Origin of the sequence: Limnohabitans sp. (assembly GCF_030158565.1) — a bacterium.
Taxonomy (GTDB): domain Bacteria; phylum Pseudomonadota; class Gammaproteobacteria; order Burkholderiales; family Burkholderiaceae_C; genus Limnohabitans_A.
In genome coordinates, this window is sequence record NZ_JAOASQ010000022.1 from 37,056 (window position 1) to 59,840 (window position 22,785).

Annotated in this window: 23 protein-coding genes; 16 read left to right on the plus strand and 7 right to left on the minus strand. The window is 62.5% G+C overall.

The window, feature by feature from the left end:
- Positions 1-33: 33 nt before the first annotated feature.
- Both Q1W40_RS03585 and Q1W40_RS03590 read left to right on the plus strand, forming a co-directional pair.
- The gene (locus Q1W40_RS03585) at positions 34-1,149 is read left to right on the plus strand and encodes a HupE/UreJ family protein (RefSeq protein WP_300708945.1); all 1,116 of its coding nucleotides are present in this window, start codon (positions 34-36) and stop codon (positions 1,147-1,149) included.
- 48 nt (positions 1,150-1,197) lie between these two features.
- A complete protein-coding gene (locus Q1W40_RS03590; protein WP_300708947.1) occupies positions 1,198-1,824 on the plus strand; it encodes a Crp/Fnr family transcriptional regulator in 627 nt (208 codons plus the stop codon).
- Between the two features lie 3 nt (positions 1,825-1,827).
- On the opposite strand, the gene Q1W40_RS03595 is transcribed toward Q1W40_RS03590, so the two are convergent.
- The 3 genes from Q1W40_RS03595 to Q1W40_RS03605 all read right to left on the minus strand — a co-directional run bounded on the left by Q1W40_RS03595 (position 1,828) and on the right by Q1W40_RS03605 (position 6,996).
- The gene (locus tag Q1W40_RS03595) at positions 1,828-2,763 is read right to left on the minus strand and encodes a tripartite tricarboxylate transporter substrate binding protein (RefSeq protein ID WP_300709020.1); all 936 of its coding nucleotides are present in this window, start codon (positions 2,761-2,763) and stop codon (positions 1,828-1,830) included.
- 110 nt (positions 2,764-2,873) lie between these two features.
- On the minus strand, positions 2,874-4,475 hold the full coding sequence (locus tag Q1W40_RS03600; protein WP_300708949.1) for an indolepyruvate oxidoreductase subunit beta family protein: 1,602 nt from the start codon (positions 4,473-4,475) through the stop codon (positions 2,874-2,876).
- Positions 4,476-4,839: 364 nt separating this feature from the next.
- Positions 4,840-6,996 carry an indolepyruvate ferredoxin oxidoreductase subunit alpha gene (locus Q1W40_RS03605; RefSeq protein WP_300708951.1) on the minus strand — a complete coding sequence of 719 codons (2,157 nt, stop codon included), beginning with the start codon at positions 6,994-6,996 and terminating at the stop codon, positions 4,840-4,842.
- A 97-nt stretch (positions 6,997-7,093) separates the two neighbouring features.
- On the opposite strand from Q1W40_RS03605, the gene Q1W40_RS03610 reads away from it, so the two are divergent.
- Genes Q1W40_RS03610 through Q1W40_RS03630 form a run of 5 tightly spaced genes read left to right on the plus strand, consistent with a single transcriptional unit; the run spans position 7,094 to position 10,643 of the window.
- Positions 7,094-8,026, plus strand: coding sequence for a LysR family transcriptional regulator (locus Q1W40_RS03610; protein ID WP_300708953.1), 933 nt, complete (start codon positions 7,094-7,096; stop codon positions 8,024-8,026).
- Positions 8,023-8,349 (plus strand): thioredoxin family protein, encoded by a 327-nt coding sequence (locus Q1W40_RS03615; RefSeq protein WP_300708955.1) that lies wholly within the window; start codon positions 8,023-8,025, stop codon positions 8,347-8,349. Before Q1W40_RS03610 ends, Q1W40_RS03615 begins: the two co-directional genes overlap by 4 nt.
- Before the next feature lie 3 nt (positions 8,350-8,352).
- Positions 8,353-9,036: a DNA alkylation repair protein gene (locus tag Q1W40_RS03620; RefSeq protein ID WP_300708956.1), complete on the plus strand. Its 684-nt coding sequence runs from the start codon at positions 8,353-8,355 to the stop codon at positions 9,034-9,036.
- Between the two features lie 43 nt (positions 9,037-9,079).
- Entirely contained in the window at positions 9,080-10,162 is a 1,083-nt protein-coding gene (locus Q1W40_RS03625; protein ID WP_300708958.1) for a PA0069 family radical SAM protein, read from the plus strand.
- A gap of 58 nt (positions 10,163-10,220) precedes the next feature.
- Positions 10,221-10,643, plus strand: a complete 423-nt coding sequence (locus Q1W40_RS03630; protein WP_300708960.1) for an SRPBCC domain-containing protein — start codon at positions 10,221-10,223, stop codon at positions 10,641-10,643.
- On the opposite strand, the gene Q1W40_RS03635 is transcribed toward Q1W40_RS03630, so the two are convergent.
- The 4 genes from Q1W40_RS03635 to guaD all read right to left on the minus strand — a co-directional run bounded on the left by Q1W40_RS03635 (position 10,640) and on the right by guaD (position 13,266).
- On the minus strand, positions 10,640-10,870 hold the full coding sequence (locus Q1W40_RS03635; RefSeq protein ID WP_300708962.1) for an oxidoreductase-like domain-containing protein: 231 nt from the start codon (positions 10,868-10,870) through the stop codon (positions 10,640-10,642). The genes Q1W40_RS03630 and Q1W40_RS03635 overlap by 4 nt on opposite strands.
- A gap of 7 nt (positions 10,871-10,877) precedes the next feature.
- Positions 10,878-11,291: a type II toxin-antitoxin system VapC family toxin gene (locus tag Q1W40_RS03640; protein ID WP_300708964.1), complete on the minus strand. Its 414-nt coding sequence runs from the start codon at positions 11,289-11,291 to the stop codon at positions 10,878-10,880.
- Between the two features lie 7 nt (positions 11,292-11,298).
- Positions 11,299-11,559 (minus strand): type II toxin-antitoxin system prevent-host-death family antitoxin, encoded by a 261-nt coding sequence (locus Q1W40_RS03645; RefSeq protein ID WP_300708980.1) that lies wholly within the window; start codon positions 11,557-11,559, stop codon positions 11,299-11,301.
- A gap of 357 nt (positions 11,560-11,916) precedes the next feature.
- The gene (guaD, locus tag Q1W40_RS03650) at positions 11,917-13,266 is read right to left on the minus strand and encodes a guanine deaminase (RefSeq protein WP_300708982.1); all 1,350 of its coding nucleotides are present in this window, start codon (positions 13,264-13,266) and stop codon (positions 11,917-11,919) included.
- A 144-nt stretch (positions 13,267-13,410) separates the two neighbouring features.
- Here guaD and Q1W40_RS03655 point away from each other — a divergent pair, with 144 nt between their 5' ends.
- The 9 genes from Q1W40_RS03655 to dcd all read left to right on the plus strand — a co-directional run bounded on the left by Q1W40_RS03655 (position 13,411) and on the right by dcd (position 22,754).
- Positions 13,411-14,949 (plus strand): ABC transporter ATP-binding protein, encoded by a 1,539-nt coding sequence (locus Q1W40_RS03655; protein ID WP_300708985.1) that lies wholly within the window; start codon positions 13,411-13,413, stop codon positions 14,947-14,949.
- The gene (locus tag Q1W40_RS03660) at positions 14,936-16,009 is read left to right on the plus strand and encodes an ABC transporter permease (RefSeq protein WP_108322281.1); all 1,074 of its coding nucleotides are present in this window, start codon (positions 14,936-14,938) and stop codon (positions 16,007-16,009) included. The genes Q1W40_RS03655 and Q1W40_RS03660 overlap by 14 nt, the downstream gene beginning before the upstream one ends.
- Positions 16,009-16,929, plus strand: a complete 921-nt coding sequence (locus Q1W40_RS03665) for an ABC transporter permease (protein ID WP_300708988.1) — start codon at positions 16,009-16,011, stop codon at positions 16,927-16,929. The genes Q1W40_RS03660 and Q1W40_RS03665 overlap by 1 nt, the downstream gene beginning before the upstream one ends.
- Positions 16,930-16,979: 50 nt before the next feature.
- On the plus strand, positions 16,980-18,113 hold the full coding sequence (locus tag Q1W40_RS03670; protein WP_108322279.1) for a BMP family ABC transporter substrate-binding protein: 1,134 nt from the start codon (positions 16,980-16,982) through the stop codon (positions 18,111-18,113).
- 153 nt (positions 18,114-18,266) lie between these two features.
- Entirely contained in the window at positions 18,267-19,493 is a 1,227-nt protein-coding gene (locus tag Q1W40_RS03675; protein WP_300708992.1) for a benzoate/H(+) symporter BenE family transporter, read from the plus strand.
- 24 nt (positions 19,494-19,517) lie between these two features.
- Positions 19,518-19,742, plus strand: a complete 225-nt coding sequence (locus Q1W40_RS03680) for a hypothetical protein (protein WP_300708994.1) — start codon at positions 19,518-19,520, stop codon at positions 19,740-19,742.
- 2 nt (positions 19,743-19,744) lie between these two features.
- Positions 19,745-20,794, plus strand: coding sequence for an adenosine deaminase (locus tag Q1W40_RS03685; protein WP_300708996.1), 1,050 nt, complete (start codon positions 19,745-19,747; stop codon positions 20,792-20,794).
- Positions 20,795-20,887: 93 nt separating this feature from the next.
- Positions 20,888-21,985 carry a BMP family ABC transporter substrate-binding protein gene (locus tag Q1W40_RS03690; RefSeq protein ID WP_300708998.1) on the plus strand — a complete coding sequence of 366 codons (1,098 nt, stop codon included), beginning with the start codon at positions 20,888-20,890 and terminating at the stop codon, positions 21,983-21,985.
- A 199-nt stretch (positions 21,986-22,184) separates the two neighbouring features.
- Positions 22,185-22,754 (plus strand): dCTP deaminase, encoded by a 570-nt coding sequence (gene dcd, locus Q1W40_RS03695; RefSeq protein ID WP_300709000.1) that lies wholly within the window; start codon positions 22,185-22,187, stop codon positions 22,752-22,754.
- Positions 22,755-22,785: the final 31 nt, after the last annotated feature.

A 22,785-nucleotide genomic window follows, 5' to 3' on the forward strand; every position in this document is an offset into this window, starting at 1 on the left:
CAGGCGGTCCGCTGCGTCATCTAACGCTTGTTCATGCATCTTTTTTTCCGTTGTTTGCGAGGCTTGAGTTGGCTCTTGCTGATGGCTTGTGCCAGCGCACAAGCCCATCTGATGGTGGCCCAAAAGGGCACGCTCAACTTGCACGGCGATGGCGCCTACCTGGTGGTCTCGCTGCCGGTGTCGGCTTTCTCGGGTATCGACGACGATGGTGACGGCGCTTGGTCTGCACCAGAGTTGGGCCTGCATGGCCCGCAAATTCAGGACCAGCTCAAAGCGCAATTGCGCTTGCGTGACGCCCAAGGCCCACGGCCGATCGATGGCATCACCTTGGTGCCTACGCCGCCCGATGACAAGCCAGCCGACCCGGTCACGCAGCTGGTGGTTTTGGCGCGTTTCAAGTTGGCCCATCCCGTGTCCGCTGAGGGTGCTGCAATGGCCAAGGGCTTGGCGTTTCATGCCGGGCTTTTCGGGCCCAGTCAAGCTGAGCAGCAATTGAGCATCACCGTGACCCAAGGGCCTCACAAGCAGTTGCTGGTGCTCACGCCCGAGCGGCCCGAACAAGCCTTGTTCCCCTCAGGCTGGCGTGTGGTGGCCGACTACGTGGTGTTGGGCGTGATGCACATCCTGACGGGCTGGGACCATCTGCTGTTTTTGGCTGTGGTGCTGCTCGGCGGTGGCTCGTGGCGACAAATCCTCGGCATCTTGACCGCATTCACCTTGGGTCATGCTGTGACACTGGCTTGGGGCTTGCTGGGGCAGGTGACTTTGGGCATGGCGTGGGTGGAGCCTGCGATTGCCTTCACGATTGTGGGCATGGCCGCTTGGGAGGCTTGGCAGCGCCAGCGCAAGCAAGTGATGCCCATGCGCTTTCGTTTGGCTTGTGTGTTCTCTTGCGCGCTGGTGCATGGGTTGGGCTTGGCTTCAAGCTTGCAGGCCATCGGCCTGGACACAGCGCACCGGCTGTGGGGTTTGCTGGGCTTTAACCTGGGTGTCGAGTTGGCGCAATGCATTGCAGCAATGGTTTTGGGGGCCTTGGGCTGGGTGCTCTTGGCCAGATTGAGTGCGCCTCATCAACAGCGTATTCGGCAAATGTGCTGGGTGTGCGCCATGCTGGTGGGCGGGTTTTGGTTCGTTGAGCGACTGATTTGATGTGCGTCAATGCCGAGGAGGTGCGACTCTGGCAAAGTCAATCCCATCATGGTTGCCACTGCTGTTTCCCCTTCGCTTGAATCCACCGCTGCATTGGCGGCCGGCACGGTCTTGCTGCACCGTGGCGATGCGTCGGCTCAGGTTTTGCATCTGATGGAGGGACGCGTTGTTTTGGGGTTCTTGCAGCAAGGCGAGATGGCGCACCAGTTGGGTGAGGTGCAAGGCCCTTGCTGGCTGGAGGCCTCTTCGGGTTTGCTGGGCTTGCCCCATGCGGTCGATGCCGTGGCCCTGACCCCTGTGCAACTGCAGTATGTGGCCGCATCCGAATTCATGGCTCAGGTGCTCAGCATGCCCGTGCCCTCGCAAACCTTGTTGATGGACATGGCCAGATCTCAGCGTCAGCAAACCGAGTTGGCCGTGAGCCGGCTGGCCAAAGATGCCGATGCTCGTTGCGCCGAATGGCTGTTGCGCCACGCCGAGCCGGATGCGGTGGTGGGTGGACTGGCCGTCACCTTGCGTGAACGCAAACGGACCATTGCTGCGCAGTTGGGCATTGCCCCTGAGACTTTTTCGCGCGTGCTGCGGCACTTGCGTGATCGCCAACTCATCAGTGGCGCAGGCCGGGTGCTGGGCTTGCCCAACCCCCAAGCCCTGCGCGAGCTGGCCGGGGTCTGAACGTCAGTCGCCGCTGATCTTGCGTTCGCGGATGATGGCGCCAAAGCGTTTGGAGTCATCGGCTGCGCGGGCACCGAATTCAGCAGGCGTCAAAGGCAGGGCCTCGCCGCCCAAATTCTGGATGCGGTCTTTCAGGGCTTGTGTGCCCAAAATTTTGTTGATTTCGCGGTTGATGCGGTTGACCACATCGGCGGGCGTGCCCGCAGGTGCGTAAAAGCCAAACACCGAATCGGCATCAAAGCCCTTCAGGCCTGCTTCGTCGAGGGTGGGCACGTTGGGGAACAGGGGCGAGCGCTTCATGCTGCCCACGGCCAACAGTTTGAGCTTGCCTGCACGCACCTGGCCCAGGCCAATGCCGGGGTCAAAGTAAAAATCCAATTGACCCGCCAATACGTCTTGCAAGGCCGGTGCCGCGCCACGGTAGGGCACATGGACGGCAAACAGACCCGCTTGGCTTTTCATCATTTCGCCAGCCAAGTGGGGCGAGCTGCCATTGCCTGCCGAGCCATACGACAGACGGCCCGGATTGGCCTTCACATGGGCCAGAAATTCCTGGATGTTGTTGGCCGGAAAGTTGGGTTTGGCCACCAGAAACACCAACACGCGGGCGGCCGAGGCCACGGGCACCAGGTCTTTGGCGGGGTCAAAGGGCATGCGGGCGTAGATGTGCGGGTTGACCGACACCATGCCCCCCGAACTCATGAGCAGGGTGTAGCCGTCGGCGGGCGATTTGGCGACCATCTCGCCGCCCAGGTTGCCGTTGGCACCGCCCCGGTTTTCCACCACCACGGGCTGTCCCAGCGCTTCGCCCAAGGGCACGCCAATGGCGCGGGCAATTTGGTCAGCCGCGCCACCCGGAGGAAAGTTGACCACGATCTTGACGGGCTTGGTGGGCCAGCTTTGGGCGGCGGCGCTCAGGCACAGGGCGGGGCCTGTCATGAGCGCGGCCAGAGCGATGGCCCATGTGCGGCGATTGAATGAAGCGATTTTTCTCATGCTTGTCTCCTGGTGGTTTTTGAGAGTGTGGCTGTGAACATGATGCAACAGGTTCAGGGTTTCAGCAGTCGCGGATTTTTCATCCACAGCACCGGTTGCTCCTTGACCGGACGCGCCGGAGCGCCGTGTTGCAGCAAGGCCTGGTCCAGCGCCTGGCCCGCTTCATCTTGCAAGGCCGCCTGGCGGATGCGTGCGACAGCTAGCGCTTGCTCGGCCACAGGCACGGCCGATGCCGGGCCGCACACATGGCGCAGGATGTGCAGCAGGTTGTCTTTGCCGCGCTCGTTGGTGCTGCCGTAACCCTTGATGAGTTGCCCACAACGCGCCAACTCCAGACCCAGCGCGGGCGACAGGCGTGTGGCCGCCTCGATGCCGCCCAGCCACTCTTCGATCAGCGCTTGCTCGGTCTGATAGCGGCTGCCCAGGGGGCGCAGCACGCGCAAGCTGGCCAGCAGGCGCAAGCTGGCCATGCCCCACAGCGCGTGGCGTGCCACCTTGAGTGGCATGGACCACGGCGCTTGGCCCTTGGCCACGCGGGCGCGGTCCCAGCGCAGCAGCCGATTGGCCAGGCCTTGCGGCAACAGGGCCGCCAGTTCGGGCACGCCGGGTTTGAAGTGGTCGTAGACCTTGAGCACATCGCCTTCTTTGGCTTTGACCTCTTGCGTCACGCGGTCCCAGCGGCTGGCGCGGCTTTTCAGGTCGGCCACACGGATGATGTCGTCAAACGCCATCCACAAAGCCAGCCAACGGGTGGCCTCGGCCGTGACGGGGCATGTGGCGTCGGCTGACGCGGATTCGGCATCCAGCAAGCGTTCGAGCCGCTGCACATACAAGCGGGCATAAGCGGGGCCTTGGTATTCCACCAAGCGCTGATGCGCCAAGCCCATCAGGGGGTGCAGCACGGCGGGAAATTTGGCGGCGACATCGCCCGGCAAAACGGCCGATGAAGATTCAGATGCGGAGGCTGCAGGCGAAAGCGCAGGGGCGGTGGGCTTCATGACCTGCTCGACATACTGAGCTTGCTCGCGCTGGCGCTTCACCAAGTCAAAAGCTGACGCAAAGCCACGCAGGCTGGCTTGCGCCGCCTTGCTTGGGCCTGCCAACACCCCTTCGTAATGTTCGCGTGTAAAAGGCAGCAAGCCGCTGCCTGCAATGGCCCCCAACATCACTGCGCTGACCAGGGTGCCGCTTTCCTGGCACAGGCGCGCCATGTCCATCACATGGTGGCGCAGGCTGTGCGAGGCGATCACATCGAGCAGCGGGCCTTCAGGTCGGCGGCCATCGCCCATGGTCATTTTTTCGGCGGTGGTCAGGGCCCGCGATGAGGCGCTGATGACCAGCGTACGGTCGTTTGAAGCCAGGCCGTTGCCGATCTGGCGCGCGGTTTCCAGCAACTCCGAAGACACCAGCGCATCGAGTCTGCCGGGCAGCGGGTTCAGGCCCAGCACCGGCAAGCGGCCTTGCAACTGGCTGTGGGGCAGGGGGTAAATCTCCAGGTAATAGGTGGTGGCCCCGGTGCGCTGCGCCACGCCGGGAATCGAGGTGGCTTGTGCCGGGTAGCCTGCGTGGCGTGCCACGTCGACCAGCCAGTCGGCCAGCACGCCGCCGCCTTCGCCGCCCAGGGCGCACAACAAGATGGAAATGGGTTGGGTCATGTGGAGTCTCTGTGAAATGCTTGATGGGTTAGGGCTGCGAAGTTGGCAAATGTGGGCTGATGAGTCGATCTGTTACGACGGACTTGCTTTGAATCTGTCATCCCTGGCTTGTTTTGAATCTGTCATCCCGGACTTTCTTCGAATCTGTCATCCCGGACTTGATCCGGGATCCACTGCTTGCCAGCGACGATCGCAAAGGGCAGCAATGCAGACCGGGTCCCGGGTCTTCGCCCGGGATGACAAACCAAGGTCTTCGCCCGGGATGACCAACAATGGGTCTTCGTCCGGGATGACACACCAGGGTCTACGCCCAGGATGAAAAAAATGGGCTGCTTGGACATGTCAACATCATCCGGCTGGATCATCAAGCGGGTTGCAGCCAGCGGGTGGCCAGGCTTTGCCAGTGGGCCCACAGGCGCTCGTGCAGCTTGGGGTTTTGCACCACTTCGGCGCGATAGAACGAGGGGCACAGCGTGGCGGCGTGGGCGTTTTCGCCGCACAGGCCGCAGCCCACACAGCCGTCGATCACCGTGGCCACCGGGTCAACCTTGAGCGGGTCGGGGTTGTCTTTGAGCGTGAGCGTTGGGCAGCCCGACAGGCGGATGCAGGCGTGGTCGCCGTTGCACACGTCTTCGTCCACGCCGTATTTCACGCGCTCCACACGCTCGCCCTGGGACAGCAGCGAGGCCAGCCAGGGCTTGATGCGGCGCTGGCGCTCCAGCTGGCATTCACCTTCGGCCACGATCACTTTCAGGCCCTGAAATTCGGTGGTGAAGGCCTCGGTCAGCGTGGCCTGCATGTGGCTCACCTCGTAGGTGTGCACGGTGCGCAGCCACTGCACGCCCAAGCCTTTGAGGGTGGACTCGATGGTCTGGTTGGTGTGCACCAGGCTTTGCCGCTTGTCGGTGGCCGCGTCCTTGGTGTTTTCGGAGGGCGTGTTGATGATGTCCTGCGTGCCGGTGGCCGAGGTGTAGCCGTTCTTGAAGATCAGCAGCACCGCGTCGTCGCCGTTGAACAGCGCGCTTTGCACGCCGGTGAGCAAGCCGTTGTGCCAAAAACCGCCGTCGCCCATGACCGACAACACGCGCCGCTTCATGAGCGGCGACACGCCCGCCCGGCTGGCCAGGCTCATGCCGTACCCCAGGATGGAGTGGCCCACCGAAAACGGTTCGAAAGTGGCCAAGGCGTGGCAGCCGATGTCGCCTGAAATGTGCACCGGGCCGACATCTTGTTGGGCCAGCTTGAGGGCCGAGAACACAGGCCGCTCGGGGCAGCCAATGCACATGCCCGGTGGGCGCGGGGGCAAGCCTGTGCCCAAGGCCGCTTGCACTTGCTGGCGGCGTGCCGCATTGGTTTGCAGCCACTGCGGCGTGCGCTCGGGGATCAACGCTGGGCGGTGCTTTTGCAAAAACTTGAGCAAGCCTTGCGCCATCACTTCGGCGGTGTATTCGCCGCCTTGGGGCAGCATGTCTTTGCCATGCAAAGGCGTGTGCAGGTCCTGGCGGCGCAAGGTCAGGGCCAGCTCTTGCTCGATGTACTCGGGCTGGCCTTCTTCGAGCAGCAGCACGGCCGATTTGCCCGCGCAAAAGCGGGTGAGTTCTTCGGGCACCAGGGGGTAGGTCACATTGAGCACGAGGATGGACAGCGTGCACTCGCCAAAGGCATCGGCCAGCTCGAACTGCTGCAAGGCGCGGATCAGCGTGTTGTACAGGCCCCCTTGCACGATCAGGCCCAGGTCTTTGTGGGTGCTGCCTTCAAAGTGTTCGTTGAGCCGTTGCTCGGTGATGAAGCGCCGTGCTGCGGGCAAGCGTTCCTCGGTCTTGCGCTTTTCATGCACAAAGGTCACCGGTGGGTGCGCCAGGCGCATGTAGTCAAAGCCTGCGGGGTTGTCCATCAGGTGGCGCTTGGAGATTTTCGGGGGCTGGTTGTCGCGGGTCTCAAAGCTGCCGCGCACATGGCAGGCGCGGATGCGCAGCTCCATCATCACCGGCATGTTGGACGCTTCCGAGAGCTGAAAGCCTTGCTCGACCATGCGCACCATCTGGCCCAGCTCGGGGCGCGGGTCCAGCAGGCACATGCCCGACTTGAGCGCGTAGGCGTGTGTGCGTTCCTGGATCACGCTCGCACCTTCGCCGTAGTCTTCGCCCACCACGATCAGCACGCCGCCGGTCACGCCGGGCGACGACAAATTGGACAGCGCGTCCGCCGCCACGTTGGTGCCCACAATCGACTTCCAGGTCACCGCGCCGCGAATCGGGTAATGGATGGACGCGCCCAGCATGGCGGCGGCAGACGCTTCGTTGGAACACGCTTCCACATGCACACCCAACTCGTCCATATAGGGCTTGGCCTGCACCATCACATCCAGCAGGTGTGAAACCGGCGCGCCCTGGTAGCCGCCCACATAGCTCACACCCGACTGCAGCAGCCCCTTGGTGATGGCCAGAATGCCCTCGCCGTGAAAGACCTCGCCCGCGCCCATGCGCAGGGCCTTGATTTCTTCGTGAAATGAAACTTCCAAAGCACGCTCCTTGCGTTGTTGGCTGTGGTGTGCACAGCGCTTTGGTTCATCTTACGTATAAGTGCGTAAAATAATCTGAATAAATGGTATGCCTTGAATGAATATCAAAGACCTGGACCTGAATTTGCTGCGGCTGTTTGATGCGGTGTGGCGCACGCGCAGCGTGAGCCTGGCCGCGCAGCAGCTGGGCATGTCGCAACCGGCCGCCAGCCAAGGCCTGGCCCGCTTGCGCAGTGTGTTGGGTGATGCCTTGTTCGAGCGCAGTGGTGCGGGCGTGCGGCCCACGCCGCGTGCCGACCGGCTGGCGCAGGCGGTGCAGCTGGCCTTGGGCACCATCGAAGAGGCGCTCAATGTGTCTCAGGTGTTCGACCCCTTGCGCTCGGAGCGGGTGGTTCGCGTGCATTTGAGCGACATTGGCGAGGCGCGGTTTCTGCCCGACCTGGTGTTGACCCTGCAACGCTTGGCGCCGGGCATGCGGCTCGAAGCCTGGCCACTGGCGCACGACAAAATCGGCGCCGCACTGGACAACGGCCAGCTGGATTTGGCGATCGGTTTTTTGCCCGAAGTGACCGAGACCGTGCAGCAGCCCTTGCTGAGCGACCGCTATGTTTTGCTCTTGCGCAAAGGCCACCCAGTGGCCAAGCGCTGGGCCAAACTCAAGAGAGCCGGAAGCCCGCAAGCGGACGAGGTGCATGCGCTGTTGGCCGAGCTGGAGTTTGCGGCGGTGCGCACGCATGCCGATACCTTGCGCATTCTGGAGCTGATGCATTGGCAGCACCGCCTGCGCCTGACAGTGAGCCATTTCCTGTCGCTGCCGGGCATCGTGCACAGCAGCGATCTGGCCGTGCTGATGCCGCGCAATTTTGCGCAAGGCTTCGCGGTAGCGGGTGCGCTGGACGTCATCGAGCCCGATTTGCCCTTGCGCGATTTCACGGTGTCCATGCACTGGAGCCAACGTTTTGACAAAGACCCTTGTTTGCAGTGGCTGCGTGCTACCGTTTCCCAATTGTTCAGCTCAAGCCCCAAATGACCTCTTTGAAACCTTACCTCAGTGAAATTGAAGCGCCCAGCCGTGCCGATGTGGAGGCCCTGCCTGGCCTGACTCTGCTGGAATTTGGCACCGAATGGTGCGGCCACTGCCGCGCTGCCCAGCCTGTGGTGGCCAAGGCCCTGGCACAGCATCCGCAGTGGCAGCACCTCAAGGTCGAAGACGGCTCGGGCCGTGCATTGGGCCGCAGTTACCGCGTCAAACACTGGCCCACTTTGCTGCTGCTGCGCGACGGCCAGGAAGTGGCCCGCGTGGTGCGGCCCACGGCTGTGCAGGACCTGTTGACCGCCTTGGCTGGGGCTTGAAGCATGCCCAGCGTTGCCATTTGGCTGGCTCCGATCGAAGCGGCCCTGCGTGCGCTGGCCGATCCGCAACAGGCCGAGCCCATGAAGGCCTACATGCTCGATCAGTTCGAATTTCTGGGCATCCGCGCAGGGCCGCGGCGCGAGGCCCTCAAGGGCCTGATGAAGTTCACGGGCACCGCCGATGAACTGCTGGCGCTGGCCGAAGCGCTGTGGCGCCTCCCCGAGCGTGAGTTCCGATACGCCGCCATCGACCTGCTGGCCAAGCACCACAAGCGCCTCGACGTCAGCGCCTTGCCCCGCATCTTGCAACTCGTGCAGACCGATCCCTGGTGGGACACGGTCGATGGTCTGGCCGGGGTGGTGGGGGACATCTTGCTGCGGGCCAAAGCCAGCCAGCCCGATGCGCAGCGTCACATGGACGCCTGCCTGGTGCACCCCCACCTGTGGGTGCGCCGTGTGGCCATGCTGCACCAACTGGGCTGGCGCGAACAGACCGACCCAGAGCGGCTGTTGCGCTACGCGCTCACCCTGGCCCCTGAAAAAGATTTTTTCATCCGCAAAGCCATTGGCTGGGCCCTGCGCGACCATGCGCGAACCCAGCCCGATGCCGTGCGCGACTTTTTGGCCAGGCATGCCGATCAACTGTCGGGCCTCACGCGCAGGGAGGCGGGCAAGCATCTGGGTTGAAAGGGATGGCATGCATGTGTAAATGCTGTATAAATAAACAGTTATGCAGGACCCATCCATCACCCAATCCATCCACTTGATCAAAGGCCGAGGCAGCGCCACGCGCCTGGCGCACCGGTTTGAAAAAGACGAGCGCGAGCCCTTTGACGACGGTTGGGCTGTCGATGCAGAAGAGGCCACGCGCATCGCCACCACCTGGACTTGGGAAGACGCCAAAAGCGCCATCGGCCGAAACAATTCCCCCGACATCGGCTTCGATTTGTCCATCAACCCGTACCGTGGATGCGAGCACGGTTGCAGCTATTGCTATGCCCGCCCGTCGCACAGCTATCTGGGCCTGTCGCCCGGGCTGGACTTTGAAACCCGGCTGATTGCCAAGCGGGGCTTGGCCGAGCGGCTGCTGCACGAGCTGGCCAGCCCGCGCTACAAGCCGGGGATGATGGCGCTGGGCACCATCACCGACGCTTACCAGCCCCTGGACCGCGAACTGCGCCTGACGCGCGAAGTCTTGCAGGTGCTGCACGATTGCCACCACCCCATGGCGGTGGTCACCAAGGGCAGCGGCATCGAGCGCGACATCAATCTGCTCGCCCCGATGGCCGCGCGCGGGCAGGCGGGCGTGTACGTGAGCGTGACCACGCTCGACGCCGACTTGGCCCGCCGCATGGAGCCGCGTGCCGCTGCGCCTTGGCGACGTTTGCGCACGATCCGCACGCTGGTGGATGCGGGCATTCCGGTGGGTGTGAGCGTGTCGCCGCAAATTCCGTTCATCAACGATGACATGGAGCAGGTGCTCGAAGCCGCGCGCGACGCTGGCGCCAGCAGTGCGTTTTATGTGGTGCTGCGACTGCCGTGGGAGCTGTCGCCGCTCTTCAGGCAGTGGCTGGACATTCACTACCCCGACCGAGCCGCCCGCGTGATGGCCCGCATGCACGACCTGCGCGGTGGCAAAGACTACGACGCCAACTTCGCCACCCGCCGCAGCGGCCAGGGCATCTGGGCCGATCTGATTGCCCAGCGCTTTGACAAAGCCTGCAGGCGACTGGGTCTGAACCGCCAGCGGCGTGACTGGAATGTGCAGGATTTCAGGCCGCCTTCTCCAACTGGGCAGATGGGTTTGTTTTGATGCACCCGGCCCATGCGGATGTGGTTTACTTGCGGGCCGTCTTCAAAGCATCCCCGCCATGGACACTTTTAAAAACAGCCGATATTTTCCGCATTCACCCCGGGCCGTTTTTGCCGCCATCCAAGACCCTGTGCGCTTGGCCCGCTGGTGGGGGCCCAATGGCTTTACCAATGAATTCCAGTTGTTCGAGTTTCGCTCGGGCGGGCCTTGGGTGTTCGACATGATCGGGCCGGACGGCACACGCTATGCCAACGTGTCGGTGTTTGCCCAGATCGAAGTTGACCGCCAAGTGGTGATTGAGCACACCTGCTCCCCCTTGTTCAGGCTCACCATCACGCTCGATCCCGAGGGCGATGGCACGCGTGTGCATTGGCTGCAGGTGTTTAAGGATGCGGCGTTTGCACAAGCCATGAAACACATTCTGGAGCCCGCCAACGAGCAGAACCTAGACCGACTGGGGGCGGAACTCGGCCTGGCTTAATTGAGCAAAGCGCCCGCGTCCTCGTACCAGAACATCAGGGCGGCTTCGTAGCCTTCCCACACGCAACCGTTGCAGCCGCGCCCGCAGCACGAGGTGGGCTCGGGTGGCGGTTCCCGGAATTCGTGGCCTGCAGCTTGCAGGCGTTCCTGGAATTGCGCAATGCCACGGCGCACAGATTCGCGCTGCGCCTGGTTGGGGTCGATGATGGGGTCTTCGTTATCACTCATGTTCAAGTCAATCCAGCCATGGGTTGATCAAGGCCACACCAGTGGCTTCGAAGTCCACCACGTTGCGGGTCACCACCGTGAATTTGTGTTCCTGCGCGGTGGCCGCAATCATCGCGTCGCGTTCCGAGCGTGGGTTGGGAATGTGCAGCGATGCGCACATGGCCGCGGTGTTTTCTCCAAACGGCAAGATGCGGCCAGCAAACGCGGCACGCACGCCTGTTAGCCAGCTGCGCAGCGCACTGCCTTGCGGCGGTGTTCGGCGCTCCAGCGCTTGAATGCCCAACTCCAGTTCCAAAATGGTGATGGCCGACAAAAAGAGCCGATGACTGGGCTGGACTGCAGCCCAGCGCCGAACGGCCGCCGAGGGCAGGGGCTTGCCCTGACGCAGTTCGGAAATGACGTTGGTATCCAGAACGAACATGGCTCACTCAGTCCAAAGATGCAGCTCGGATCTGGATGTGCAGCTTCGGCGGCTCGAAATCCATGCCTTCACCGCCGGGAATGCCCTCCATCAGTTCCAGCAAAGACGGCGTTTGTTGACCCGTCATGCGGTGGTAATCATCGATGTTGAGCAGCGCAAACGCCGGGCGGCCACGGTCGGTGATGAACACCGGACCGTCCACCGCCGCACGCTTGGCGGCCGACACGTCGCGCGTGAAGTCTCGGCTGGAAAAGGTGTGAATGGCCATGCTGAACGCCCTCAAACAATGAATGTTTGTATGTTACGACAAAAATGTCGCGAGCGACAAGTCCTTATTGATCAGGCCCGATGAAGTTGAAACATCCATGAAACGTTTGTCATCCCGGGCGAAGACCCGGGGATCCAGTGCGTACCACAGCCCTTTGCCAAGAACGGCAGTGCGCAATGGATCCCGGCTCAAGGCCGGGATGACAGAAAAAAGAGGCCGGGATGACAGAAAAAGAGGGCGGGATGACAGAAAAAGAGGGCGGGATGACAGAAAAAGAGGCTGGGATGACAAAAAACAAGGCCGGGATGACCAAGCTGACGATTGAGCTTGGGCACCTGCAAACTTCACAGGGCCGGATCAATAGGCTGAGGGTGGGGTTTGGCGGGTCACGCGCTGCCCCTGCACCACCGTGTGCGCAATCAGCCGTTCATCGCCCAGCACGATCATGGCAAACAGCCATTCGGGCAGGGTCTCGGTTTGTGCGGTCCGCCGGGCCAGCAAGGGCGTGGCTTGGGGGTTGAGCACCACAAAGTCGGCTTCACAGCCGGGCAGCAGGTTGCCCACTTTGCCGTTCAGGTCTAGCGCAGCGGCCGCTCCCGCCGTGTGTTGCCACCACAGGTGCTCGGGGGTCAGGCTGATGCCCGGGCGGCCCACATTCTGGCGGGCCACGGTGTAGGCCGCGTGCATGGTGTGGAAGGGGCTGAAGCTGGTGCCGCCGCCCACATCACTGGCCAGGCCATAGCGCAAGCCCGCTGCGTCGGAGGCGGTGTAGTCAAAAAAGCCGCTCCCCAGAAACAGGTTGCTGGTGGGGCTCACGGCGGCTGTCGCCCCCACTTCGGCCATGCGGCGTCGGTCGGCTTCATCGAGGTAGATGCAATGCGCATAGACCGAACGCTGGCGCAGCAGGCCTGCGCGGTCGTACACGTCCAGATAACTGCGCGCTTCGGGAAAGAGTTCGTGCACCCAGCGGATTTCGTCGAGGTTTTCCGCCACATGCGACTGGATCCACACATCTGGGAATTGCTGCGCGATCTCGCCTGCACCGTACAGCTGGGCATCGGTGCTGGTGGGTGCAAAGCGCGGCGTGATGGCGTAGCCCAGGCGGTCCACGCCGTGCCAGCTGCGGATCAGGTCTTCGGTCTGGCGCAGGCTCAAATCCGTGTCGGTGTCGCGCAGGCCGTCGGGGCTGTGGCGGTCTTGCAGCACCTTGCCTGTGACCATCCGCAGGCGCCGCTTTTGTGCCTCGGCCATGAACACATCGACCGACTCGGGATGCGCGGTCGCAAAGCACAGGGCCGTGGTCACGCCGTGGCGCATCAGCTCGTCCATGAAAAATGCGGTCACTTCGTGCGCGTAGGCAGGCTCCGAAAAATGCTTTTCGTGCGGGAAGGTGTAGTGCTCCAGCCAGGGCAGCAGGCCCTCGGCGGGCGAGCCGATCACATCGGTCTGGGGGTAGTGGATGTGCAGGTCCACAAAACCCGGCGCGATGCACAAGCCGGGCCAGTGGGTCACAGGCAGGTCAGGGTATTGCGGGGCCAGCTCGCGGTAGGGGCCGATGGCTTGGATGCGCACGATGCCGTCGGCTTCGCGGGCCGTGACCAGCAGGCCGTCTTGTTCGTGGCGGGCCTGCGCTTGGGCTGGATCGGCAAACCACAACAGGCTGGCGCGCCAGCCTTGGAGCTCGGTCAGATGGGGGGTGTGGCGCATGGGTCAGGCGGGGATAAATACGGGTAAGAAGGGAGGGTCTGCGGTGGTACATTGTGCGGCAATCTCTTCGCTTGCAAGGCCCTTGCCAACGCTTTAGGCATGGACTTTGCGAGTGACTTATTCAGATACTCATTCGCACCCGACATGACCACACCCCTTTTGTCTTTGCAGGGCATCACCAAGCGCTACCCGGGCGTGGTGGCCAACCAGGACGTGTCGCTGACCGTGATGCCCGGCCAGGCCCATGCCGTGCTGGGCGAAAACGGCGCGGGCAAGTCCACCCTGATGAAAATCATTTACGGCTCGGTCAAGCCCGACGAAGGCCAGGTGTTCTTCAAGGGCCAGCCGGTCAGCATCCGCAACCCGCAAGAAGCGCGCAAGCTGGGCATCAGCATGGTGTTTCAGCACTTCAGCCTGTTTGACACGCTCACCGTGGCCGAAAACGTTTGGCTGGGCCTAGACAAATCGCTCAGCCTGGCCGAAGTGACCGAGCGCATCGTGGCCAAGGCCAGTGAATACGGCCTGGACTTGGAGCCGAATCGCCCGGTGCATACCCTGAGCGTGGGTGAGATGCAGCGGGTGGAAATCATCCGTGCCTTGCTGACCGAGCCCAAACTGTTGATCCTGGACGAGCCGACCTCGGTGCTCACGCCGCAGGCCGTCGAGAAGCTTTTTGTAGTGCTCCACAAGCTTGTCAGCCAGGGCGTGAGCATTTTGTACATCTCGCACAAGCTGCACGAGATTCGCGCCCTGTGCAGCGCCTGCACCGTGCTGCGCGGCGGCCAAGTCACCGGCGTGTGCGATCCGCGTGAAGAAACTAACGCCAGCCTGAGCCGCCTGATGATCGGGGCCGAGCCGCCAGCGCTGGCCCCCACCCCCCGCACGCCGGGCGAGGTGGTGTTGTCGGTCAAGGGCTTGCAACTGCACAAGCAAGACCCGTTTGGTGTGGACCTGCAAGGCATCGATTTGCAAGTGCGCAGTGGCGAGGTTGTGGGCCTGGCCGGGGTCTCGGGCAATGGTCAGCGCGAGCTGATGTGGGCCTTGTCGGGCGAAGACACCCGCGCACCTGCGGCGGCCATCACGCTGGCGGGACAGGGCGTGGGCCACTGGGCCCCGCGTGCGCGGCGCAGCCTGGGCCTGCACTTTGTGCCCGAAGAGCGTTTGGGCCGGGGTGCGGTGCCGTCCATGAGCCTGGCGCACAACCTGCTGCTCACACGCAGCGAGGCGCTGGGCGCGGGCGGCTGGATCCGCATGGGCGCGCTGGCCGATCAGGCGCGCAGCATCATCGATCGCTTCAAGGTCAAGGCCTCGGGGCCCGATGCCGCAGCGCGTTCGCTGTCGGGTGGCAATTTGCAAAAGTTCATTGTGGGGCGCGAGATCAGTGCGGCTCCGAAGCTGCTGATCGTCTCGCAACCCACCTGGGGTGTGGATGTGGGTGCAGCGGCGCAGATTCGCGCCGAGATATTGGCACTGCGCGACGCCGGTTGTGCGGTGCTGGTGGTGAGTGAGGAGCTGGAAGAATTGTTTGAAATTTCCGACCGATTGCATGTGATCGCCAAGGGCCGCCTGTCGCCCTCGCTGCCCCGGGCCGAGGCCACGGTGGAGCGGATTGGTGAATGGATGAGCGGGCTGTGGCCTGACGCGTCCGAGATGGCACAAGGAGTGCAACATGCTCAAGCTTGAAGCCCGTCCCCAGGCCTCGCGCCTGTGGACCTATGCCTCGCCGGTGCTGGCGCTGGTGCTCACCGTGGTGTTGGGCGTGATCTTGTTCATTGCGCTGGGCAAAGACCCGGTGCGCGCCTTGCAAATGTTTTTCTGGGAGCCCATCAAGTCTGGCTATGCCTTGGGCGAGCTGATGGTCAAGGCCACGCCGCTCTTGCTGATCGCGCTGGGGCTGGCGGTGTGCTTTCGCTCTAATGTATGGAACATCGGGGCTGAGGGTCAGTTTGTCATCGGCGCGGTGTGCGCCGGGGGCGTGGCCATGCTGGCGGGCAAAGACACGGGCCGTTGGGTGGTGCTGGCCATCATCGCTGCGGGCATGTTGGGCGGCATGTTGTGGGCGGGCCTGACGGCCTTGCTGCGCGACCGCTTCAACGCCAGTGAAATTCTGGTCAGCCTGATGCTGGTGTATGTGGCCGACATGGTGCTGAGCTATCTGGTCTATGGCCCCTGGAAAGACCCGGCGGGCTACAACTTTCCGCAGACCAAAACCTTTGAGGCGGTGACGCAGATCCCGCGCCTGATGAGCGGCTCGCGCGTGAGCGTCGGCCTGTTGATCGCACTGGCGGCGGCGGGGGCCTTGTGGGTGTTTTTGTTCCGCACCCGGGCGGGCTTTGCCCAGCAAGTGGGTGGGCTGGCACCGGACGCGGCGCGTTACGCGGGCTTTTCTTCGCGCAAGGCGTTGTGGGTGGCTTTGCTCACCTCGGGCGGTGCGGCGGGTCTGGCGGGCGCTTTGGAAGTAGCGGGGCCGATTGGGCAGCTCACGCCTTATGTGCCTGCGGGCTACGGTTTTGCCGCCATCATCGTGGCCTTTGTCGGGCGCTTGCACCCAGCGGGCATGGTGCTGTCGGCGGTGCTGATGAGCATGTTCTACATCGGCGGGGAGCTTGCGCAATCGCGCCTGGGCCTGCCCAAGTCGATCACCGGCGTGTTTCAGGGTTTGCTGCTGTTTTGCCTGTTGGCGTGTGACACGCTGGTGGCTTACCGCTTGCGCTGGGCATCGGCTCAGGGAGGGAAAGTCTGATGGAATCGTACGCACTGTTGGTGGCCGCCACGCTGAACGCGGGCACCGTGCTGGCGCTGGCCGCTTTGGGTTTGCTGATCAATGAAAAAGCCGGGGTGCTCAACCTCGGGGCCGAGGGCATGATGCTGTGCGCCGCCATTGCCGGTTTTGCCGCTGTGGTGCACACCGGCAACGACTGGATCGGCTTTGCCGCAGGCATGGGGGCAGGGGCCGTGCTCGCCGCCATCTTTGGCGTGCTGGTCATCTGGCTGGGCACCAACCAATACGCCACCGGGCTGGCGCTGAGCCTGTTCGGTGCGGGTTTCTCGGCCTTTGCGGGCATCGCCTATGTGCAAGAGAAAGTGCCCGAGCGCGCCTCTTACGCGATTCCCTTTTTGGCCGATATGCCGCTGGTGGGCGCTGCGCTGTTTCGCCAACATCCGCTGGTCTATGTGACCATCGCACTGGTCTTGGGCCTGCTCTGGTTTTTGTACAAAAGCCGCACCGGTCTGGTGCTGCGCTCGGTGGGTGAATCGCCCGAATCGGCCCATGCTCTGGGCTATCCGGTGCGCCGCATTCGCCTGATGGCGGTGGTGGCGGGCGGGGCGCTGTGCGGCCTTTCGGGCGCTTACATCTCGGTGGTTTACACCCCGCTGTGGGTGGAGGGCATGGTGGCGGGCAAGGGCTGGATCGCTTTGGCCCTGACCACCTTTGCCACCTGGCGTCCGGCGCGGGTTCTGCTTGGTGCTTACCTGTTCGGTGGCGTGACCATGCTGCAGTTCCATTTGCAAGGTGCGGGCGTGGACATGCCCAGTCAGTTGCTCACGGCGCTGCCTTATGTGTCCACCATCGTGGTGCTGGCGCTGATCTCGCGCAACCCCGCTTGGATCCGGATCAACATGCCCGCGTCACTCGGAAAAGCCTTCCATCCCGGTTCATAATGAGTTTTTTCAACCCCCTGTAACCCTGTTCAATAACAAAAGGAACTGACATGACAGACATCTCCAAGCGCACCGTCGTCAAGATGGTGGCCCTCACCGCAGTGGCAGCCGCCGCACTGGTCGGCTGTGGCAAGAAAGAAGAAGCCCCCAAGGCCGAAGCGCCCGCTGCGGCCAAGGCCGAGCCTCTGAAGATCGCGTTTGCTTATGTCGGCCCTGTGGGCGACGGCGGCTGGACTTTTGCGCACGATAACGGTCGCAAAGCCCTGGAAAAAGAATTCGGCGACAAGATCGTCACCAGCTTTGTTGAAAAAGTGCCAGAAAGCGCTGACGCTGAGCGCGTGATCCGCGACATGGCTGGCCAAGGCAACAAGCTGATTTTTGGCACCACCTTCGGCTACATGGAGCCCATGCTCAAAGCCGCTGCCGACCTGAAAGACGTCAAGTTCGAGCACGCCACCGGCTACAAGACCGCCGAGAACATGCGCACCTATGACAGCCGCACCTACCAAGGCGCATACATGGCGGGCGTGATCGCCGGCAAGATGACCAAGACCAACACCGTGGGTGTGGTCGGCTCCATCCCAATTCCTGAAGTGATCCGCAACATCAACAGCTTCACGCTGGGTGCGCAGTCGGTCAACCCCAAGATCAAGACCAAAGTGGTCTGGGTCAACGACTGGTTCAACCCACCAAAGGAAACCGAAGCCGCCACCGCCCTGATCAACGGCGGCGCTGACGTGCTGATGCAAAACACCGACTCGCCTGCCGTGTTGCAGACCGCCGAGAAGATGGGCAAGCGCGCCTTCGGTTGGGACTCGGACATGACCGCCTACGGCCCCAAGGCCCACCTGGGCTCGGCCGTGATCAACTGGGGCCCTTACTACATCAAGGCAACACGTGATGCGCTGGAAGGCAAGTGGGCCACCGGTCAAAGCTGGTGGGGCGTGAAAGAAGGCGCGATCGACTTCGTGTCGATGGCCGCTGACGTCCCCGAAGATGTCAAGAAGAAAGTGGAAGAAGTCAAAGCCGGTCTGAAGGACGGCACATTCGAAATCTGGAAAGGCCCGATCCTGGGTCAAGACGGCAAAGAAGTGCTGGCCAAAGACGCTGTGGCGGACGACAAGTTCCTTGGCGGCGTGATGTTCTACGTCAAGGGCGTGGAAGGCAAGATCCCAGGCAAGTGATGGGATGCGCCCAAAGGGCGCAGATCGACAAGGGCCGCCCGATGCAAGTCGGGCGGCTTTTTTCTTTGGCGGCCGGACCTTCAGCCTCGTGACAACTGTCGCCGTTTTTTTTGATACCCTGAGACCCCTGTTCAAACCACCTGGGTCCAAGCTTTGTTCAAACACCTGGAAGCCCCCGCCGCGGCGCGCAGAAGCTGGCGGCAAATTGTGTCCGACTTTGGCAGCACCTACGCTGCCAATGCCTTGATAGGTTTCATCTTTGCCGCCACCGGCCCGGTGGCCATCATCCTGTCCGTGGGGACACGCGGCGGCTTGTCGCCCGAGGAGCTGGCGTCCTGGGTGTTTGGGGTGTTCTTTGTCAATGGTTTCGTGACCTTACTGATGAGCTGGCGTTACAGCACGCCCTTGGCTTTTGGCTGGACGATCCCCGGCACGGTGCTGGTGGGGCCTGCCTTGCAGCACCTGAGTTTTGCCGAGGTGATTGGCGCTTTTTATGTGACCAGTGCGCTGATCTTGCTGCTGGGTTTGAGCGGTTGGGTCAAGCGCGTCATGGCGGCGTTGCCCATGCCCATCGTCATGGGCATGGTGGCCGGGGTGTTCCTGCGGTTTGGCCTGGACATCGTGCGGGCGCTGCAAAGCGATGTGGCGATTGCGGCCCCCATGGTGGCCGTGTTTTTGTTGCTCTCGGCCAAAGCCGATTGGGGCAAGCGCCTGCCGCCCGTCATCGGGGCATTGTTGGTGGGGGCTTTGGCGGTGGCGCTGTCGGGCAGACTGGACGCTTCGGCCGTGGGGCAATTGACTTTGGCGCAGCCGGTGATTCAGGCCCCGGTGTGGTCGTGGGCGGCCATGCTGGAGCTGGTGGTGCCCTTGGCCATCACGGTGCTGGTGGTGCAAAACGGGCAGGGCGTGGCCGTGCTCAAAAACGCCGGACACGAGCCGCCCGTGAACGCCATCGCCGTGGCTTGCGGCATGGGCGCAGCCGTGAGTGCGGTGTTCGGTGCGGTCAGCACTTGCCTGACCGGTCCGACCAATGGCTTGCTCACCTCGTCTGGCGAGAAGCCGCGCCATTACACCGGGGCGCTGATGGTCGGTGCGCTGGCGCTGTTGTTCGGCCTGATGGCCCCTACTTTCACGGGTCTCATGCTGGCCGCTCCCAAGGAGTTCATCATGGTGCTGGGCGGCTTGGCCATGCTGCGTGTGCTGCAAGGCGCGTTTGTGGCCTCGTTTGGCGCGGGCAAGTTTTCACTGGGCGCTTTGGTCAGTTTGCTGGTCACGGTGGCCGACATCGGGCTGTTCAACATCGGCGCGGCCTTTTGGGGTCTGGTGGCCGGATTTGCGGTGTCGTGGTGGATGGAGCGGGGCGATTTTCGCAAGGCCTGATGGGCACTCACGAATGGATGGCGCATGATCGAGAAAATCAACGATGGCGTTTACGCCCTGCATGACCCGACGGGCCTGCATGTGGGCCACTTCAAGTGGATTCAGGGCCAGTGGAAGTTCAAGGCCGTGGGTTATGGGCCCTCGGGTCAGCTGATACCCGGTGGTGGCCCTTTGACCGATCGGCACAACACCTCCTTGGCGCAACTGGACGAAGCCCTGATTCGGGCGACTTTTTTCGAGAAGGAATGAGCATGTTCAAAGTCCACGCAGTCTCCTCTTCGCGTTTGCCTGAGTTGTTGCGCGTCATGCCCAAGGCTGAGCTGCACATCCACATCGAAGGCTCGCTCGAACCCGAGCTGATCTTTGCATTGGCCCGGCGCAACGGCGTGCAACTGCCCTATGCCGATGTGGCGGCTTTGCGCAATGCCTACGCCTTCACCAACCTGCAAAGTTTTCTGGACCTGTATTACGCCGGTGCCAGCGTGCTGCTGCACGAGCAGGATTTTTACGACATGGCCTGGGCGTATTTTGAAAAAGCCGCCGCCGACCATGTGGTGCGGGCCGAGTTGTTTTTTGACCCGCAAACCCACACGGCGCGGGGCGTGGCCATCGGCGCAGTCATCGAGGGCCTGCATCGTGCTTGCGTTGATGCGCAGACGCAGCTGGGCATCAGTGCCGATTTGATCTTGTGCTTCTTGCGCCACCTGTCCGAAGACGAGGCGCTGGCCACGCTGGAAGAAGCCATGCCCTGGCGCGACCAGTTCATCGGGGTGGGGCTCGATTCGAGCGAAGTGGGGCACCCGCCTGAAAAGTTTTCCCGCGTGTTTGCTCGGGCGCGTGAACAAGGCCTGCATGTGGTGGCCCACGCGGGGGAGGAGGGGCCACCCGCCTACATCTGGAGCGCACTCGATGTGCTGCAAGTCGAGCGCATCGACCACGGCGTGCAGGCCATCCACGATGCTGCTTTGATGAAACGCCTGGCCGACAGCCAGATGCCGCTCACCGTGTGCCCGCTGTCCAACCTCAAGCTGTGCGTGTTCCAAAATCTGGCCGATCACAACCTCGGACAGATGCTCGATGCCGGGCTGTGCGTCACCATCAACTCGGACGATCCGGCCTACTTTGGTGGTTACCTGAACGACAACTACCTGCAGACTTTTGCTGCGCTGCACCTGAATGCCCAGCAGGCTTACAAGCTGGCGGCCAACAGCATCGAGGCGAGCTTTGCACCCGAGGCGGATAAGCACCGCTGGATGCATGAATTGAAAGCTTGCTTCCAGGGCTTTACCGAGTCGGACTGAAGCGCTGATCAGGCCTCGTTAAAATACCCACCGAAGCCCGCTGCCCCGGTGGGCTTTGTTTTGTTCAATTTCGGGGCCATGTAGAGGACTACCATGTACAAAAACCTCGCTGCCACGCTCGTGGCCGCCTGCTTTTTTCTTCCTGCCGTTCAGGCACAAACTTCCATTCCAACGTCAGTCAAAGCGACCGAGCCCATCAAGGCCGGTTTTGTCTATGTTTCGCCCATCACCGAGGCGGGCTGGACGCGCCAGCATGACGAGGGCCGCAAGACCGTCGACAAGGCTTTGGGCGATCAGGTCAAGACCACCTTTGTGGCCGATGTGCCCGAGGGCGCTGATGCCGAGCGCGTGATCCGCGACCTGGCCCAGCAGGGCAACCAGATCATCTTCACGCCCAGCTTTGGCTACATGGAGCCCACGCTCAAGGTGGCCAAGGATTTTCCGAATGTGAAGTTCGAATCGGTCACCGGCTTCAAGACGGCGGCCAACGTGTCGGCCTCGAATGCCCGCTATTACGAAGGCCGTTACCTGGCCGGCATGGCCGCCGGGCGGATGACGAAGTCCAACGTGGCCGGTTATGTGGCGGGTTTCCCGATCCCCGAGGTGCTGCAGGGCATCAACGCCTTCACTTTGGGCATGCGTTCGGTGAATCCCAAAGCCATCGTCAAGGTGGTCTGGCTCAACGCCTGGTTTGACCCACCCAAAGAGCGTGAAGCGGCCATGGCCCTGTTCAACCAGGGTGTGGATGTGATCGCTTTCCACACCGGCTCGACCGCTGTGATGGCCGCAGCGCAAGAACGCGGCAAGATGGCGGTGGCCTACCACTCGGACATGCGCAAAATCGGGCCGGATGCGCAGATCATCGCGGTCACTCACCAGTGGGGCGACTACTACACCGCCCGTGTCAAAGCGGCCATGAACGGCAGCTGGACTTCGGGCAGCGTGTGGGGCGGCGTCAAGGAAGGCATGATCCGCGTGGGCGACTTTGGCCCCAAGGTGCCCAAGAAGGTCCAGGACGAGATCCTGGCCAAGCAAAAACTCGTGGGCGCGGGCAAGTTGCTGCCTTTTGCCGGTCCCATCACCGACAACGAAGGCCATGCTGTGCTGCCCGCAGGCCAGAGCCTGAACGACGGCCAGATCCTGGGCATGAACTACCTGGTGCAGGGCGTCGTGGGCAAGGTTTCGCGTTGAGGCCTGAATGTCATTGCGAGGAGCGCAGCGACGCGGCAATCCAGTGACAGCGCTTGCTCACACACTGGATCGCCACGCTTCGCTCGCGATGACAAAAATTGGCCCTGGATAGAAGGGCAGCGACGTGGTATTCCCGTGGTGACTCTCATAGACGGACTGGATCGCCACTAAAATCGAGCCCATCATCAAAGGACGCACCATGAGCATCAAGAGCGACAAATGGATCCGCCGCATGGCCGAGCAGCACGGCATGATCGAGCCGTTCGAGCCCGGCCAGATCCGTCAGAACGCTGCGGGCGAAAAAATCGTGAGCTACGGCACCAGCAGCTATGGCTACGACATCCGCTGCGCGCCCGAGTTCAAGGTGTTCACCAACATCTACAGCACGGTGGTCGACCCGAAGAACTTCGACGAGAAGAGCTTCGTCGACATCCACGCCGATGTCTGCGTGATCCCGCCGAACAGCTTCGCCTTGGCGCGCACGCTCGAGTACTTCCGCATCCCGCGCAACGTGCTGACCATCTGCCTGGGCAAGAGCACCTACGCGCGCTGCGGCATCATCGTCAACGTCACGCCCTTCGAGCCCGAGTGGGAAGGCTATGTGACGCTGGAGTTCAGCAACACCACGCCGCTGCCCGCCAAAATTTACGCGGGCGAAGGCTGTGCGCAGGTGCTGTTCCTCGAAAGCGATGAGGTCTGCGAGACCAGTTACAAAGACCGCGGCGGCAAATACCAAGGTCAAGTGGGCGTGACTTTGCCCAAGACCTGAGGCCTCAAACCCGAGGGCCAAAACCGGATTT

Coding starts and splice junctions, on each gene's coding strand:
- Q1W40_RS03585 (WP_300708945.1), top strand. CDS start 34: ATGCATCTTTTTTTCCGTTGTTTGCGAGGCTTGAGTTGGCTCTTGCTG.
- Q1W40_RS03590 (WP_300708947.1), top strand. CDS start 1,198: ATGGTTGCCACTGCTGTTTCCCCTTCGCTTGAATCCACCGCTGCATTG.
- Q1W40_RS03595 (WP_300709020.1), bottom strand. CDS start 2,763: ATGACAGGCCCCGCCCTGTGCCTGAGCGCCGCCGCCCAAAGCTGGCCC.
- Q1W40_RS03600 (WP_300708949.1), bottom strand. CDS start 4,475: ATGACCCAACCCATTTCCATCTTGTTGTGCGCCCTGGGCGGCGAAGGC.
- Q1W40_RS03610 (WP_300708953.1), top strand. CDS start 7,094: ATGAATATCAAAGACCTGGACCTGAATTTGCTGCGGCTGTTTGATGCG.
- Q1W40_RS03615 (WP_300708955.1), top strand. CDS start 8,023: ATGACCTCTTTGAAACCTTACCTCAGTGAAATTGAAGCGCCCAGCCGT.
- Q1W40_RS03620 (WP_300708956.1), top strand. CDS start 8,353: ATGCCCAGCGTTGCCATTTGGCTGGCTCCGATCGAAGCGGCCCTGCGT.
- Q1W40_RS03625 (WP_300708958.1), top strand. CDS start 9,080: ATGCAGGACCCATCCATCACCCAATCCATCCACTTGATCAAAGGCCGA.
- Q1W40_RS03630 (WP_300708960.1), top strand. CDS start 10,221: ATGGACACTTTTAAAAACAGCCGATATTTTCCGCATTCACCCCGGGCC.
- Q1W40_RS03635 (WP_300708962.1), bottom strand. CDS start 10,870: ATGAGTGATAACGAAGACCCCATCATCGACCCCAACCAGGCGCAGCGC.
- Q1W40_RS03640 (WP_300708964.1), bottom strand. CDS start 11,291: ATGTTCGTTCTGGATACCAACGTCATTTCCGAACTGCGTCAGGGCAAG.
- Q1W40_RS03645 (WP_300708980.1), bottom strand. CDS start 11,559: ATGGCCATTCACACCTTTTCCAGCCGAGACTTCACGCGCGACGTGTCG.
- guaD (WP_300708982.1), bottom strand. CDS start 13,266: ATGCGCCACACCCCCCATCTGACCGAGCTCCAAGGCTGGCGCGCCAGC.
- Q1W40_RS03655 (WP_300708985.1), top strand. CDS start 13,411: ATGACCACACCCCTTTTGTCTTTGCAGGGCATCACCAAGCGCTACCCG.
- Q1W40_RS03660 (WP_108322281.1), top strand. CDS start 14,936: ATGCTCAAGCTTGAAGCCCGTCCCCAGGCCTCGCGCCTGTGGACCTAT.
- Q1W40_RS03665 (WP_300708988.1), top strand. CDS start 16,009: ATGGAATCGTACGCACTGTTGGTGGCCGCCACGCTGAACGCGGGCACC.
- Q1W40_RS03670 (WP_108322279.1), top strand. CDS start 16,980: ATGACAGACATCTCCAAGCGCACCGTCGTCAAGATGGTGGCCCTCACC.
- Q1W40_RS03680 (WP_300708994.1), top strand. CDS start 19,518: ATGATCGAGAAAATCAACGATGGCGTTTACGCCCTGCATGACCCGACG.
- Q1W40_RS03685 (WP_300708996.1), top strand. CDS start 19,745: ATGTTCAAAGTCCACGCAGTCTCCTCTTCGCGTTTGCCTGAGTTGTTG.
- Q1W40_RS03690 (WP_300708998.1), top strand. CDS start 20,888: ATGTACAAAAACCTCGCTGCCACGCTCGTGGCCGCCTGCTTTTTTCTT.
- dcd (WP_300709000.1), top strand. CDS start 22,185: ATGAGCATCAAGAGCGACAAATGGATCCGCCGCATGGCCGAGCAGCAC.